The sequence below is a fragment of the Catenuloplanes indicus genome (assembly GCF_030813715.1).
Taxonomy (GTDB): domain Bacteria; phylum Actinomycetota; class Actinomycetes; order Mycobacteriales; family Micromonosporaceae; genus Catenuloplanes; species Catenuloplanes indicus.
In genome coordinates this window covers 6513175-6527233 of the sequence record NZ_JAUSUZ010000001.1, presented here as the reverse complement: position 1 = coordinate 6527233, position 14059 = coordinate 6513175, and the positions used below count along the sequence as shown (strand labels likewise).

Here is a 14059-nt window from a genome sequence, read left to right as displayed (position 1 = left end):
TCCGCATGCTCCCGCGGGCACCGGTCGGCCGCAGGCGGCCTCCCTGCACGTTTCATGGTGCTCCGGCAGACCCGCGAGCCTCACCGGCGCATGATCCGGCCCCGCCGGCGTTCCACCGCCCCGGCGGCTCCACGCTCGCCCGCCGCCTGCTTCCCGCCACACCGCACCTCTGACGACGTCCGAGGCCGGCCGATGACCGTCCGCCGGAAGCCCGCGGCCCGCGTCGGGCGTCGCGGAGTGTCGACTTTCCCCCGCGTCCGTGCGACCGCGGCCGAGCCGCGACCACCGCTCGTCTCGCGTGCTCCTCGGTGACCGGCGCCGGAACCGGCTCCGACGCCGGCCGGCAAGCGGAGCGCCAACGGAGTCTTGCCGGACGGCGAGGTTGGCCCGCGGGAGCATGCGGGCAGCACCACGCCGGAAGCGGGGACAGCAGCTTCGCACTCCGCAGCCGACCGCAACGTGGGTCCCGGGCCCGGCCCCGGGAAAGCACAGCGCCCGCGGAGGCGACCATGCCGGAAGTCGAAGCCAGAAGTTCGCTTCGGCCTGTTTCCGCCGAGTCAGACCGCGGGGATGGCGGTACCGAGGGCGGTGGAGACGTCGTGGGCGGTGGAGACGTCGTGGGCGGAGGCGATGACGTCGGGGGGCGTAGGGTCCCCTTGAGGTCGGCCATGGTGCTGTCCATGGCCAGGGTGGAGATGGAGATGCCGCCGAGGACCTGGCCGGTGTGGCCGAAGACGGGGGCGCCGACGCAGCGGATGCCCGGCTCGTTCTCCTCGTCGTCGACGGCGTAGCCGAGTGCGCGACCCGGGCCAGGCGGGTGAGCAGGTCCTCCTCGCTGGTCAGCGTGGCGCGGGTGCGCTGCGGAAGGCCGGTGCGGCGACGGATCGCCAGCACCTCCTCGTCGCTGAACTGGGCCAGGATCGCCTTGCCGATCGCGGTGGTGCGGTGCGACGCCCGTGCCGATCCGGGAGGGCATCTGGTACGGGCGGCGGCCCTCCTGCTTGTCGACGTACACCACCTCGTCCGCGCTGCGGATCGCGACATGCGTGGTGTAGCCGGTGGCCTCGCGGAGCGCCCGGAGCGCGCCGGACGCCTGGCGGGCCGGGTCGAAGCGGTTCATCACCCGGCCGGCCAGCGTCAGGATGCGCGGGCCGGGCTCGTGGCTGCCGAGTCCGTCCGGCCGGGCAAAGCCCCACAGCACCAGCGCCTGCAGGATGCGGTGCACGGTCGACTTGGAGACGCCGGTCGCCACGGCGATGTCATCAGGAACGACGCGCCGGCCATGGCCGTGGTCAGAACGACTGGATGGTGGCGATGCGCTCTTCGAGCTGCTCGATCGTCGCCTGGGCGCTGGGCGGGCCGCCGCAGAGCCGGCGGAGCTCAGCGTGGATCTTGCCGTGGGGCAGGCCGGTGCGGTGGTGGTGCGCCGCGACCAGCGTGTTGAGCTTCCGGCGCAGCGTCACCCGGCGTTCGCCCGCGGTCAGCGGCGCGGCCTGGGCCGGCACCTTGGGCTCGTCGTCCTTCTGCGCGGCCTTGCGGCGCTTCTGCGCGGCGAGCTGCTCGGCCTGACGCTTGTTCAGCAGCGTGGTGACCTGCTCCGGGCTGAGCAGACCGGGCAGGCCGAGGTACTCCTCCTCCTCGGGCGTACCGGCCTGGGCACCGGTGCCGAACGAGGCGCCGTCGTAGATGACCTGGTCCAGCTCGGCCGAGGCGGACAGCGCCTGGAACCGCTTCTCCAGCTCGCCGGACGCGTCCTCCTTCTTGTTCGCCCGCTCCAGCAGCTCGTCGTCGAGCCCGTCCTTGTCCTTGGGCGCGCCGAGCACGTGGTCGCGCTGGACCTCCATCTCACTGGCCAGCCCGAGCAGGTGCGGGACACTCGGCAGGAACACGCTCGCGGTCTCGCCCTGCTTCCGGGCGCGCACGAAACGGCCGATCGCCTGCGCGAAGTAGAGCGGCGTGGACGCGCTGGTCGCGTAGACACCGACGGAGAGGCGCGGGATGTCGACGCCCTCGGACACCATCCGCACCGCGACCATCCAGCGCTGGTCACCGGCGGAGAACGTGGCGATCCGCTTCGAGGAGTCCGGGTCGTCGGAGAGGACCACCACGGCACGCTCGCCGGTGATCTTCTCCAGCACCTTCGCGTACGACCGGGCGGTCTGCTGGTCGCTCGCGATGACCAGGCCGCCCGCGTCCGTGATGCCGTGCTTGCGGATCACCGAGAGCCGGTTGTCCGCGGCGCGCAGCACGGCCGGCATCCAGTCACCGGCCGGGTCCAGCGCGGTGCGCCAGGCCTGCGCGACCAGGTCCTGCGTCATCGGCTCGCCGAGGCGCGCGGCCAGCTCGTCGCCCGCGTTCGTCCGCCACCGGGTCTCGCCGGAGTAGGCGAGGAAGATGACCGGCCGGACCACGCCGTCGCGCAGCGCGTCCGAGTAGCCGTAGGCGGCGTCGGACCGGGACTGCTGCAGCCCGGCGTCGTTGCGCTCGTAGACCACGAACGGGATCGGGTTCTCGTCCGAGCGGAACGGCGTACCGGTGAGCGCCAGGCGGCGGACCGCAGGCTCGAACGCGGCCTTCACGCCGTCACCCCAGGTACGCGAGTCGCCGGCGTGGTGGATCTCGTCCAGGATGACCAGCGTGCGCCGGGTCATGGTGCGCCGGCGGTGCACGTGCGGGGCCATGCCGACCTGCGCGTAGGTCACCACGGCACCGTGGAAGTCGGCGGCCGAGTGCAGGTCGGCGTTGCGGAACGCGGCGTCCAGGTGGATGCCGACCCGGCCGGCGGCCTGCGCCCACTGCGTCTTCAGGTGCTCGGTCGGGGCGACCACGGTAACCGCGTCGACCGTGCCGTCGACCAGCAGCTCAGCCGCGATGCGCAGCGCGAACGTGGTCTTGCCGGCGCCCGGCGTCGCGACCGCGAGGAAGTCCTCGGAGCCCTGCCGGAGGTACTTGACGAGCGCCTTGCGCTGCCAGGCTCGCAGCGGGGGGAACGTCTCCAGCACCGGCGCAGTCGGACTCAACCGCTCGCTCCCCCTCCGTGACGATTCGACTACACAAAAAGTCCTCCGCGTCAATACGTACCGGCGCGGAGGCCCGATCCAGCATAGCGGCGTGCCGACCGCCGGGATGGCCGGAAGGAGACACATCACCGCATGCCGTCACGCGGTCTCCGGCGGGACCGGGGCCGACCAGGACCGCAGCAGCGCGACGATGCGGATGCCGAAGATGAGCACCGCGGGCGCGACCAGCGCGAGACCGTCGTGGATGCCGAACCGGACGAGCACGGCGACCAGCACCGCACCGCCCAGTGAGGCCACGGCGTAGATCTCGCGGCGCAGCACCACCGGGATCTCGCCGAGCAGCAGATCGCGCCCGACGCCGCCGCCGATGCCGGTGATCATGCCGGCCAGACAGGCGCCGACCGCGGGGAGCCCGGCGTCCAGCGCCTTGAGCGTGCCGGTGACCGTGATCAGTGCGAGGCCGGCCGCGTCCAGCAGCAGCACGGTCCAGCGCAGCCGGGAGAACTGCGGGTGCAGCCAGAACGTCGCGCCGGAGGCGACGGCCGCGGTGATCGCGTATCGCCAGTCCGCGAACGCGAGCGGCGGGACGGCGCCGATCACCACGTCGCGCACGATGCCGCCGCCGAGCGCGGCCACGAAGCCGACGAAGATGACGCCGAAGAGGTCGAGGCGCTTGACGATCGCGGCCGAGGCACCCGACGCGGCGAACACGGCCACGCCGGTCAGGTCGGCGATCAGAAGGGCGCTGGGGGTGCTCACCGCCGCAGGTTAGATCAACTCCGCGGGGCGCACCGAATAACCGCGCCGGTCACAGACACGTCCCGTCCCCCGACGAGCCGGCGCGGTCAGGTGGACGTTGATCAGTCCTGCAGCGAGTCGTAGATCTCTTTGCACGCGGGACACACCGGCGAGCCCGGCTTGGGCGCCTTGGTGACCGGGAACTTCTCCCCGCACAGCGCGATCACGAAGGTACCCATCACGGCACTCTCCGCAATCTTCTCTTTCCGGACGTAGTGGAACATCTCCGGTCCGGTATCGGACTCCTTGACCTCTGGGCGTTCAAGGATTTGGGTCGTCATAACCTCACACCTCCAAAGGTCCCAGTTTGACAGCTCACTCGATACCGGTCCACCGGACTCCGCGCAACCGCAGGTCCGTACCGTGGTGATCGTGAAAAACTCATCACTCCGCTACGGCGCCGAGGTGGCGGACGCGCTCCGCGACGGCCGCCCGGTGGTGGCCCTGGAGAGCACGATCATCTCGCACGGGCTGCCGCATCCGGACAACATCCGGGTAGCCCGCGAGATCGAGGACGCGGTCCGGGCCACCGGCGCGGTGCCCGCGACGATCGGCATGATCGGCGGCGAACTCGTCGTCGGCCTGGACGACGCCCAGGTCAGCCACCTGGCCGGCGCCGAGGGTGTGGCCAAGCTCTCGGTCCGCGACCTCGCGGTTGCGGCGGCCCGGCGCGCGGACGGCGCCACCACGGTCGCGGCGACCAGCGCGGTCGCGGCCGCGGCCGGCATCGGCGTGTTCGCCACCGGCGGGCTCGGCGGCGTGCACCGCGAGGCGAACATCACGTTCGACGAGTCCGCGGACCTGACCACGCTGGCCCGGACGCCGATCGTGGTGGTCTGCGCGGGCGTGAAGTCCATCCTCGACGTCCCGGCCACGCTGGAGCGGATGGAGACGCTCGGCGTCACCGTCGTCGGCTACCGCACCCGCCGGTTCCCCGGGTTCTTCATCACCGACAGCGGGTACGAGCTGGACTGGGCCGTCGACTCGCCGGAGCAGATCGCCGAGATGGTCGCGGCGCAGTCCGCGCTCGGCGCGACCCAGGGCGCCACCGTGGTCGCGAACCCGCTGCCGGCCGACGAGCAGCTGGACACCGCGCTGCACGACCGCACGCTGGCGGACGGCCTCGCACTCCTGGAACGGGACAAGGTCACCGGCAAGGCCGTGACGCCGTTCCTGCTCTCCTACTTCCACTCCGCGACCGAGGGCGCCAGCCTGGCCACCAACGTCCGGATCATCCTGCGCAACGCCACGCTGGCCGGGCAGATCGCGGTCGCGTCCGCCGCGCGGTCCTGACCGTGGCTCGCGTCCTGGTCGTCGGCGACGTGATCACCGACGTCGTGGCCGTACTCGGCGGCGCGCTCGCCCCCGGCTCGGACACTCCGGCGGCGATCCGCGTCGCCGGAGGCGGCCAGGCCGCGAACACCGCTGCCTGGCTCGCCGCCGCCGGCGTGCCCGTCACGCTGGCCGGCGTGGCCGGTTACGATCCGGCCGGCGACGCACGGCTGGCCGAGCTGTCCGCCGCCGGCGTGACCACCGCGGTCCGCCGCGCCACCGACGCGGTCACCGGCACGATCATCGTGCTCAGCACCGGCGGCGAACGCTCGATGATCACCGACCGGGGCGCGAACCTGCTGCTGCGCCCGTCGGACGTGGACGCGGCCCGCACGCCCGACGTGACACGTCTGCACCTGTCCGGTTACGCACTCCTCGACGAGGCCACCCGCCCGGCCGCCCGGCACGCCCTCCGCCAGGACGTCGCGACCAGCATCGACGCGGCCTCCGCGGAGCCGCTGCGGCAGGTGGGTGCGAAAACCTTCCTCTCCTGGGTACGCGGCTGCGACCTGCTGCTCGCCAACGCGGACGAGGCACACGTGCTGGCCGGCCCCGGCAGCCCCGGGGAACAGGCCCGCACACTCGCGGCCGCCACCGGTGGCGCCGCCGTGGTCAAGCGCGGCGCGGCCGGCGCGGTGTGGGCCACCGCGGACGGAGCGATGACCGAGCTGCCACCGTCGCTGGCCACCTCGGTCACACCGGTCGACGCCACCGGCGCCGGCGACGCGTTCGCCGCCGGCCTGCTCGCTGCCCTGGTCCACGGCGCCACCCCGCTGGACGCGCTCACCGCCGCCCACACCCTCGGCGCCCGCGCCGTCACCACGATCGGCGCCCGTCCCCCGGCTTCCTGACCCCGAACCGCCGCACGTCATCCCGCCCGGCGGCCGCGCCTGCGCCCTGTTTAGTCGTATTTGCGCCTTTTCTTCGCTTCTCCCGGCGCTGTGGCAGCAGCTTTGCTCTGCTTACCTCGGCGGCGGGACCCACCTCGTGCGCCGGTCACGCGGCAATGCGGCCGGAGCCTCGCCCGATTCCTCCCGGCCGCTTTAGCCGGATCTCTGCGCTACCACCCGGGACGCCGCACCGGCTGAATGCCGTTCGCTCGAACGTGACCCCAAACCGGCCGAGTGCCGCCCGCCCAGGAGGAGACGCCGCACCGGCTGAGTACCGCGCACTCGAACCGGTGATCGCGGAGCGGCCGCCGACGTGGCCGGGGATGATCGGCGGGTGGGCGTGCCACCGCGTCCGGCCGGGCAGCGTCCCCATCCGGCGGAGGTGACCGGCGGGCGCGGGTACGCGGTTTCGGTCACCAGCGCCGGGATCGGGCACCCGGCAGCGCGGCAAAGGCTCCGCTCTGTTTCACCCCGGCCGCCGGCTCACGTTCGCGCAGCTCGCGCGGCAACGCGGCCGAAGCTTCGCTCTGCTCACCCGGCAGCTCAGCCGGGACCCTGCTCTGCTTACCTCCGCAGCCCGGCTCTGCTCACCCCCCTAGCCCGGCCGCAGTGTTGCTCTGCTGACCGCGCAGCCCGGCCACAGCCTTGCTCTGTTTACGCAGGTCAATCGCGGCCTTGCTCTGCTTGCCGCGGGTGAGGCCGCGATGGTGGGCCGATCATTCAGAGCGGGTGGCCGCCGACGTGGCCGGAAAGCGACCGGCGGTGCGCGTCGCAGGATCTGGATGGCCAGCGGCGGGACCGGCCACCCTGCGGTGGGGCCGAGGCTTGCTCCGCGTCACCCGTGACGTCGCGGCGGTTGCGCGGGGACTGCCGGCGCGGCCGGGAGATCGCCGACGGCGGGGCATGCGGGGCGCGGTGACCGGCGGCGGGACCGGCTCCGCCGCGGTGGGCGGAGCGGAGCTGCCAGCGGAGTCGGAGGCCACCGCGCGGTTGGCCCGCGGGAGCATGCGGGGCGGGCCACGCCGGAAGCGGGAATATCCGCCTGGGAAGGCTTTAGGGCTCGTGGTCGATCGTGGGGGCGGCCGGCTGGGCCGGGAGCGCGGACGGGCCGGGGTCGATGCGGTGGGTGGGACGGCGCATGCGGTGACGGTCCTTGGGCGGGCCGTCGTTGGCGAGGATGACGGCGAGCCAGGGCAGGATGACCATGCCGGCGGCGCAGAGCGAGAGCCAGAGCCAGAGCAGGGGTACGTCGAGGCTGATCAGGACGGCGCCGGCGATCAGGCAGAGGGTGCGGATCAGCATCATCACGACGTATCGGATCTGGCGGCTGCGGAACTCCTCCTGTGGGCTGCGCGGCGCGTCGGTGATCAGGCTGGGCCCGCGCTCCTGGCGTCTCACCGAAAATCCTCATTCCCGGGGGCGTTCGTGCCCCCGATGGTCCATCCTCGCACTTTCCGCACCGCGGCACCGGCCGGGTCGCGCGCGATCTGCGCTACATCGGGGCCGCGGCACGGGCGGCTGAAAGTTTCTTCGACACTCCGCGCTTTCATGACATTTTCGCGAGTGAATCTCCGCTTCCCTGTCCAAAAACCGACTTACCCGATTTATGCGCGTTTTGCAGTTCTGATCTTGCCGGGCTGTCGGTACAAATTGGTCACGGCCGGAAGAATGGTCGTTAACACATATATAGGAGCATTCAGATGCAGATCAAGAAGATCGTCGCCGGCGTCGCGCTGGCCGGTGTGGCCACGTTCGGTGGCTTCTCCATGGCCTCCCCCGCCATGGCCGGCGGTTCGACCAGCCCGGCGCTGGTCGACATCACCGGCGTCAACATCCTGAACGGCAATGAGGTCACGCTGCTGCAGAACGTGCAGATCCCGGTCGCGGCCGGCCTGTGCGGGATCAACGTCAACGTGCTCACGCAGATCATCGAGAACAACCAGATCTCGGAGTGCTCGCCGTCGTCCAGCAGCACCATCCTCAACAAGCTGCTGTTCAAGAACTTCAAGGTCAAGAAGCACTGACCACTCGATCCCCTGAGTGATCGATGCATCCCCCACCGAGGGCCCGGCACGTCCAGTGCCGGGCCCTCGGCCCGGGTACGCGCCGGCGGGTGATCAGGCCTTGGCGGCCTTGGCCGCGGCCTTCGCCTGCTTCTTGTACTCGCGGACCTTGACCAGGGACTCGTCGTCGACGATGTCGGCGACGGATCTGAACGAATTCGCCTCGCCGTAGCCGCCGGCCGCCTCGCGCCAGCCGGGCGGCTGCACGCCGAGCTGCTTGCCGAGCAGCGCGACCAGGATCTGCGCCTTCTGCTTGCCGAAACCGGGCAGCGCCACGATGCGCGCGAACAGCTCCGCGCCGGTCGCCACGCCCGTCCAGAGGTTGGCCGCCTCCCCGTCGTAGTCGTCGACCAGCGCCTGGCACACCTCCTGTACGCGCGCGGCCATCGCCTTCGGGAACCGGTGCAGCGCCGGCGGCTCCGCGAAGATCGCGATCAGCGCGTCCGGGTCGAAGCCGGCCAGTTCGGCCGCGGTCGGCTCGTGCCCGAGCCGCTGCGCCAGCACCCACGGCGAGGTGAACGCCTTCTCCATGGTGATCTGCTGGTCGAGCGTCAGGCCGATCACCACGGCCAGCGGGTCACGGTCCAGCAGCGCGTTGGCCTCGGCGTCGATGGGCAGCGAGAACGTCATACCGTCATCTTGCTATCCCGCGGCCGCTGCCGTACGCGAGGGCCGCGGTCACCACCGAATCGGCCGGCCCGTTCGTACGCGGCCGGATCACCGCGGGCCGATGGAAGCGACGCTCCGTACCACCGCGCCGAGGATCCGGGGGATCTGGCGTGCCGGGGGCCGGGCGGCGGTGGAGAATGGCGGCATGAGCAGGTCGTCGATCGTGGCGGAGCTGGATCTGTCGCCGCATCCGGAGGGTGGCTGGTTCCGGCAGACGTGGCGGAGCGGGCACGCGTTCACGCCGGAGGGATATCCGGGGGTGCGGGCGGCCGCGACTGCGATCTACTTCCTTCTGCATCCCGGCGAGGAGGCGCGCTGGCACCGGGTGCGGTCGGACGAACTGTGGCTGTGGCACTCGGGCGGGCCGATGACGCTGCGGATGGGTGGCGACGGCGAGCGGCCGAGCGAGTTCGTGCGGTCGCTGGTGCTGGGCGCCGATCTCGGCGCTGGGCAGCGGCCCCAGGGGCTGGTCCCGGCGGGAACCTGGCAGGCCGCGGCACCGGCGGGGCACGAGCCGGCGCTGGTGACCTGCATCGTGGCGCCCGGCTTCGAGTACGAGGACTGGCGCCTCGCGTAGCGCAGAACTCCCATAGGGAACAATGGGCGCGTGACCGACATGCTCCTCTCCGACGACGGCGTCCAGCGGCTGCGCGAGGCGCTCACGCGCACCGGCTACACGGCCAAGGGCATCGCGGACCGGCTCGGGCCGGACGCGACCGCGGCGGTCGGGCGCAACGACTTCCGGGCCGCGCTGCGGGTGACCGGGGAGCGTGACCCGCTCGCCACGCTGATCCGGCTGTTCGTCTGCGGCCAGACCGAGCCGGAGAAGCACGTCGCCGCGGCGCTGCCGCTGGCGGAGGCGCTCGAGGCCGGCATCGTCGAGAAGCACGGCGACGGGCTCCGCCAGGGCGTGGACCTGGAACCGTACGGCGACGACTACTGGGTCGTGTCGGACGTCCCGGCCCGCCCGGGCCGTCCGCTCCCGGCGGATCACGTGCTGGGCGTCGGTGGCGCGTCGACCACGCTGGCCGCCGCGACCATGCGACGCCGGGTCGGCACCGCGCTGGACCTCGGCACCGGCTGCGGCGTGCAGGCGCTGCACCTGCACGAGCACGCGCAGCACGTCACCGCGACCGACCTGAGCGAGCGGGCGCTGCGCTTCGCCGCGACCACGGCCGCGCTGAACGGTCAGGACTGGGAGCTGCTCCGCGGCGACATGGCCGAGCCGGTACGCGGCCGGCAATTCGACCTCGTGGTCAGCAACCCGCCGTTCGTGGTCGGGCCGGGCGTGGCGACGCACACGTATCGCGACTCCGGCCGGCCCGGCGACGGGATCTGCGAGGAACTCACCAGGACGGCGCCGAGCCTGCTGAACGAGGGCGGCACCATGCAGTTCCTGGCGAACTGGGTGCACGTGGCCGGCGAGGAGTGGGAGGACCGGGTCGCCGGCTGGGTGGCCGGGACCGGGCTGGACGCGTGGGTGATCCAGCGCGAGGTCGCGGACCCGATGTCATACGTCGACCTGTGGCTGGCGGACGCGTCCGACGGCGGCGACCCGCACCGGAAGGCCGCGTGGCTGGACTGGTTCGACGCGCACCGGATCGAGGCGATCGGCTTCGGCCTGATCAGCCTGCGGCACACCGGCGCGGCCGACCCGGTGGTCCGCGTCGAGGACCTTCGCCAGCAGGTCGAGGGCACGCTCGGCGAACAGGTCCGGGACTGGTTCGCCCGGCACGACTGGCTGCGTGCGCGGGACCGCGCCGGGCTGCTCGCCACCCGGTACCGGCTCGCGGACGGCGTCGCGCTGCTGCAGGAGGCGACCATGGGCGACGAGGGCTGGCTGGTGGACCGCCAGGTGCTGCGGATGGCACACGGGCTGCGCTGGTCCGAGGAGGTCGATCCGCTGGTGCTGGCACTGGTGAGCGGCGCGGACGGCCGGGTGCCGCTGCGCGAGCAACTGTCCGTGCTGGCGATGGCGCACGACACCCCGGAAGAGGACCTCGTCGATGCCGCGCTGCCGCTGATCGGTCACCTGGTCGAGCGCGGCCTGGTCACGCCGGAGCAGTAACGAGCGAAGACGTTGCGACCGGCGGATACTGTCCCTGACTGAGCCCCAGACAGAGATCCTACGGAGGACGTCGTGGTCTTCAAGCGGTTCATGCAGGCCCTTGGCGTAGGCGGCCCGTCGGTGGAGACGGTCCTCGCCAACCCGAACGCCCGCCCCGGTGGTTACCTGGAGGGCCAGGTCCACATCACCGGCGGCGATCACGCCACCGACATCGAGTACGTCTCCCTCGGCCTGGTCACCCGCGTGGAGGTGGAGAGCGGCGACAGTGAGTACGACACCACGCAGGAGTTCCACCGGTCGCGGCTGACCGGCGCGTTCCGCCTGGAGCCCGGGCAGCGCCACGACATCCCGTTCCGCTTCGACGTGCCGTGGGAGACGCCGATCACCCACGTCTACAACCAGTACCTGCACGGCATGACCATGGGCCTGCGCACCGAACTGGAGGTGGCGCGGGCGGTCGACAAGGGCGACCTGGACCAGGTGGCGATCTTCCCGCTGCCGGCCCAGGAGCGCATCCTGGACGCGCTGCAGCAGCTCGGCTTCCGGTTCACCCGGGCCGACGTGGAGCGCGGCCGGATCTACGGCGTCGAGCAGACGCTGCCGTTCTACCAGGAGATCGAGTTCTACCCGCCGCCGCAGTACGCGTCCGGCATCAACCAGCTGGAGCTGACGTTCGTGGCGACCGCCCGCCACCTGCAGGTCGTTCTGGAGATCGACAAGCGGGGCGGGCTCTTCACCGAGGGTCACGACGCGTTCGGCCGGTTCACGGTCGACTGGGCCACCGCGGACCAGACCAACTGGGTCGCGCAGCTGGACAACTGGCTACGCCAGTCCGCCCAGCGCCGCGGCCTGTTCTTCTAGATCGTTCAGAGGTCCAGGATCAGGGTGTTCGGACCGGCGTTGACGCTCTCCACCAGCATGTGGGTGCGGAACCGGCCGGTCTCCACCTTGGCCCCACGGTCACGCAGCGCATCGACGACGGCGGTGAACAGCGGCTCCGCGACCTCGGCCGGAGCCGCTGCCGACCAGGTCGGCCGCCGTCCCTTGCGGGCGTCGCCGTAGAGCGTGAACTGACTGACCACCAGGATTCCGGCGCCGAGGTCGGCCGCGGACCGCTCCCCCGGCAGCAGCCGCAGCTCGTGGATCTTCCGGGCCATCGTCTCCGCGAGGGCCGGCGTGTCCGTGTGCGTCACGCCCAGCAGCACCAGCAGGCCCTCCCCGATGGACCCGACCACCTCCCCACCCACGGTCACACTTGCCCTACTCACCGTTTGAATCACCGCTCGCATGGCCGCCACCCTGCCATAAAGCCGACTGAGGACTCCTCATCTACGGCGAACGCAGAGAACATCTCCCGGATTAGTGCCACAAGGGGTTCGCCTTACCTCCGCTTAACGGGGTTTGGAGAAAGCTGTCTCTCACCGGCACGACGTGTTGGTAACGCGCCACTTGTTGGAAGCGGGGAGGGGACTCAAGGTGGTCCTGCAGATGGTGATGGAGAACGTGACCAGCCCGGCCGTCGCGGCCGGTGGGAACACTCCGGCGGTGGACGACGCCCTGGAGACGGTTGCCGACCTGGACGCCACGGACGAGCGAGGTGTCTCGGCCGACCTGGTGCGGGCGTACCTGAACGGAATCGGCCGCACGAAGCTGCTCACGGCCGTGCAGGAGGTCGAGCTCGCCAAGCGCATCGAGGCCGGCCTGTACGCGGAGGAGCTGCTCACCACCACGCACAGCGACGAGCTGACCATCATCGTGGCGGAGGGCCGCAAGGCCAAGGACCACCTGCTGGAGGCGAACCTCCGCTTGGTCGTCAGCATCGCGAAGCGCTACACCGGTCGCGGCATGGCGTTCCTGGACCTGATCCAGGAGGGCAACCTCGGCCTCATCCGCGCGGTCGAGAAATTCGACTACACCAAGGGCTACAAGTTCTCCACGTACGCCACCTGGTGGATCCGCCAGGCCATCACCCGCGCCATGGCCGACCAGGCCCGCACCATCCGCATCCCGGTGCACATGGTCGAGCAGGTCAACCGCATGGTCCGAGCCCGCCGTGAGCTGTCCGTGTCGCTGGGGCGCGAGCCCTCGGTAGCGGAGATCGCCACCGCGATGGGCGTGGAGGAGTTCCAGGTCATCGAGCTGATCTCGTACGATCGCGAGCCGGTCAGCCTGGACCAGGCGGTCGGCGAGGACGGCGAGAGCGCGCTCGGCGACTTCGTGGCCGCGGACAGCGTCCAGCCCGGCGAGAGCACCACGCCCGGCGAGCTGCGCAACGAGGTCGAGATCGTGCTCTCCTCGCTCTCCCAGCGCGAGCAGGCCGTGATCCGCCTGCGCTTCGGCCTGGACGACGGCCGGCAGCGCACGCTGGACGAGGTCGGCCGCGAGTTCGGCCTCTCCCGCGAGCGCATTCGCCAGATCGAGAAGGTCACGCTGCTGAAGCTGCGCGACCCGAGCCGAGCGAATCGCCTCGAGGCCTACGCGTTGTCACGCTGACCCAAGATCAAGAACAGGGTCGTTCGCCCGCTTCCGGGGCGCGTCGGGCGTGCTCCCGCGAGCACCGGCCGGCCGCAGAGGCAGAGCGTTCACTCCGGTCAGGGGGGCCGGGGAGGCAGCCGGGCTCCCTGCCGCCCTCGTGGGGTCACCGAGAACCGCGCGAACCCAACTACATGATCCAGACGTCTCTGCGAGTGCGGGTCCGGCATGGGGGTGCCGGACCGGCCGGGGGCGCGGCAGAGCTGGGGGGAAGTGCGCCGGCCGCCGGACCGATCGGGGGGAGTGATCGGACCGGCGGCCGGCACCGGGTGCGGCGTTCCGGGCGGGATCGCGGGGGGATGCGAACGCCCAGGGCCGCGGATGCGGGGAGTGCGAGGTCAACCGGCGGGGGCCGGGCCGGGGACGCGGACGCCGCGGATCAACTCGGCGCGGACCAGGACGTGGCGGAGCTCGCCCTCGGCGCCGGACGGGTCGACCTCGATGCCGGTGAGGCCGAGCCATTCGAGCGCCGGGAACTCCGCGGGGTCGGCACCCAGCCGGGTGATGCGCAGCGTGAGCGGACCGTTGCCGTAGCAGTAGTCCGCAGGCTTGATCCGGAGGATGTCGCCCGTGCCGAGCGGGTGGTCGGGGGCCGGGAGGCGCAGGTCGAACTCGATCCGGACATCATGGTCGATCATTGCGTCGTCCTTCGGGCAGGCCGATGCACATAACGATGTCGTCCGTGAG

14 protein-coding genes and 2 pseudogenes are annotated in these 14059 nt (G+C 71.6%); 7 read left to right on the top strand and 9 right to left on the bottom strand.

Going from position 1 to position 14059, the window contains the following annotated elements; translation table 11 throughout:
• Positions 1–52: 52 nt before the first annotated feature.
• The 5 genes and pseudogenes from J2S42_RS42020 to J2S42_RS29620 all read right to left on the bottom strand — a co-directional run bounded on the left by J2S42_RS42020 (position 53) and on the right by J2S42_RS29620 (position 4099).
• Positions 53–1044 (bottom strand): annotated as a pseudogene (locus J2S42_RS42020) (IclR family transcriptional regulator C-terminal domain-containing protein).
• Positions 1045–1186: 142 nt separating this feature from the next.
• Positions 1187–1252 (bottom strand): annotated as a pseudogene (locus J2S42_RS42015) (helix-turn-helix domain-containing protein); the annotation flags it as partial.
• A gap of 40 nt (positions 1253–1292) precedes the next feature.
• Entirely contained in the window at positions 1293–3020 is a 1728-nt protein-coding gene (locus tag J2S42_RS29630) for a DEAD/DEAH box helicase (protein WP_307244345.1), read from the bottom strand.
• Between the two features lie 138 nt (positions 3021–3158).
• Positions 3159–3779, bottom strand: a complete 621-nt coding sequence (locus J2S42_RS29625; protein WP_307244343.1) for a trimeric intracellular cation channel family protein — start codon at positions 3777–3779, stop codon at positions 3159–3161.
• A 101-nt stretch (positions 3780–3880) separates the two neighbouring features.
• Positions 3881–4099: a DUF3039 domain-containing protein gene (locus J2S42_RS29620; protein ID WP_307244342.1), complete on the bottom strand. Its 219-nt coding sequence runs from the start codon at positions 4097–4099 to the stop codon at positions 3881–3883.
• Positions 4100–4190: 91 nt separating this feature from the next.
• Between J2S42_RS29620 and J2S42_RS29615 the strand changes: the two genes are divergently transcribed.
• Together J2S42_RS29615 and J2S42_RS29610 are read left to right on the top strand one after the other, a co-directional pair.
• Entirely contained in the window at positions 4191–5111 is a 921-nt protein-coding gene (locus J2S42_RS29615; protein ID WP_307244340.1) for a pseudouridine-5'-phosphate glycosidase, read from the top strand.
• Positions 5108–6001, top strand: coding sequence for a carbohydrate kinase family protein (locus J2S42_RS29610; protein ID WP_307249111.1), 894 nt, complete (start codon positions 5108–5110; stop codon positions 5999–6001). The genes J2S42_RS29615 and J2S42_RS29610 overlap by 4 nt, the downstream gene beginning before the upstream one ends.
• A 1092-nt stretch (positions 6002–7093) precedes the next feature.
• On the opposite strand, the gene J2S42_RS29605 is transcribed toward J2S42_RS29610, so the two are convergent.
• Positions 7094–7438, bottom strand: a complete 345-nt coding sequence (locus J2S42_RS29605; RefSeq protein WP_307244339.1) for a DUF3099 domain-containing protein — start codon at positions 7436–7438, stop codon at positions 7094–7096.
• Positions 7439–7740: 302 nt separating this feature from the next.
• Here J2S42_RS29605 and J2S42_RS29600 point away from each other — a divergent pair, with 302 nt between their 5' ends.
• Entirely contained in the window at positions 7741–8064 is a 324-nt protein-coding gene (locus tag J2S42_RS29600; RefSeq protein WP_307244337.1) for a hypothetical protein, read from the top strand.
• A 93-nt stretch (positions 8065–8157) separates the two neighbouring features.
• Here the strand turns inward: J2S42_RS29600 and J2S42_RS29595 are convergent, their stop codons facing one another.
• Entirely contained in the window at positions 8158–8733 is a 576-nt protein-coding gene (locus J2S42_RS29595; protein ID WP_307244336.1) for an HhH-GPD-type base excision DNA repair protein, read from the bottom strand.
• A gap of 184 nt (positions 8734–8917) precedes the next feature.
• On the opposite strand from J2S42_RS29595, the gene J2S42_RS29590 reads away from it, so the two are divergent.
• The 3 genes from J2S42_RS29590 to J2S42_RS29580 all read left to right on the top strand — a co-directional run bounded on the left by J2S42_RS29590 (position 8918) and on the right by J2S42_RS29580 (position 11701).
• Positions 8918–9349: a cupin domain-containing protein gene (locus J2S42_RS29590; RefSeq protein WP_307244334.1), complete on the top strand. Its 432-nt coding sequence runs from the start codon at positions 8918–8920 to the stop codon at positions 9347–9349.
• A gap of 39 nt (positions 9350–9388) precedes the next feature.
• Entirely contained in the window at positions 9389–10840 is a 1452-nt protein-coding gene (locus tag J2S42_RS29585; RefSeq protein WP_307249109.1) for a DUF7782 domain-containing protein, read from the top strand.
• Positions 10841–10912: 72 nt separating this feature from the next.
• Positions 10913–11701 (top strand): sporulation protein, encoded by a 789-nt coding sequence (locus tag J2S42_RS29580; protein ID WP_307244331.1) that lies wholly within the window; start codon positions 10913–10915, stop codon positions 11699–11701.
• Positions 11702–11706: 5 nt separating this feature from the next.
• Here the strand turns inward: J2S42_RS29580 and dtd are convergent, their stop codons facing one another.
• Entirely contained in the window at positions 11707–12129 is a 423-nt protein-coding gene (dtd, locus tag J2S42_RS29575; protein WP_307244329.1) for a D-aminoacyl-tRNA deacylase, read from the bottom strand.
• A 187-nt stretch (positions 12130–12316) separates the two neighbouring features.
• Here dtd and sigB point away from each other — a divergent pair, with 187 nt between their 5' ends.
• On the top strand, positions 12317–13333 hold the full coding sequence (gene sigB / locus J2S42_RS29570) for an RNA polymerase sigma factor SigB (protein ID WP_307244327.1): 1017 nt from the start codon (positions 12317–12319) through the stop codon (positions 13331–13333).
• Positions 13334–13710: 377 nt separating this feature from the next.
• Here the strand turns inward: sigB and J2S42_RS29565 are convergent, their stop codons facing one another.
• Complete coding sequence (locus J2S42_RS29565; protein WP_307244326.1) at positions 13711–14010, bottom strand: hypothetical protein; 300 nt, start codon at positions 14008–14010, stop codon at positions 13711–13713.
• Positions 14011–14059: the final 49 nt, after the last annotated feature.

Coding starts and splice junctions, on each gene's coding strand:
- dtd (WP_307244329.1), bottom strand. CDS start 12,129: ATGCGAGCGGTGATTCAAACGGTGAGTAGGGCAAGTGTGACCGTGGGT.
- J2S42_RS29600 (WP_307244337.1), top strand. CDS start 7,741: ATGCAGATCAAGAAGATCGTCGCCGGCGTCGCGCTGGCCGGTGTGGCC.
- J2S42_RS29595 (WP_307244336.1), bottom strand. CDS start 8,733: ATGACGTTCTCGCTGCCCATCGACGCCGAGGCCAACGCGCTGCTGGAC.
- J2S42_RS29590 (WP_307244334.1), top strand. CDS start 8,918: ATGAGCAGGTCGTCGATCGTGGCGGAGCTGGATCTGTCGCCGCATCCG.
- J2S42_RS29565 (WP_307244326.1), bottom strand. CDS start 14,010: ATGATCGACCATGATGTCCGGATCGAGTTCGACCTGCGCCTCCCGGCC.
- J2S42_RS29585 (WP_307249109.1), top strand. CDS start 9,389: ATGCTCCTCTCCGACGACGGCGTCCAGCGGCTGCGCGAGGCGCTCACG.
- J2S42_RS29620 (WP_307244342.1), bottom strand. CDS start 4,099: ATGACGACCCAAATCCTTGAACGCCCAGAGGTCAAGGAGTCCGATACC.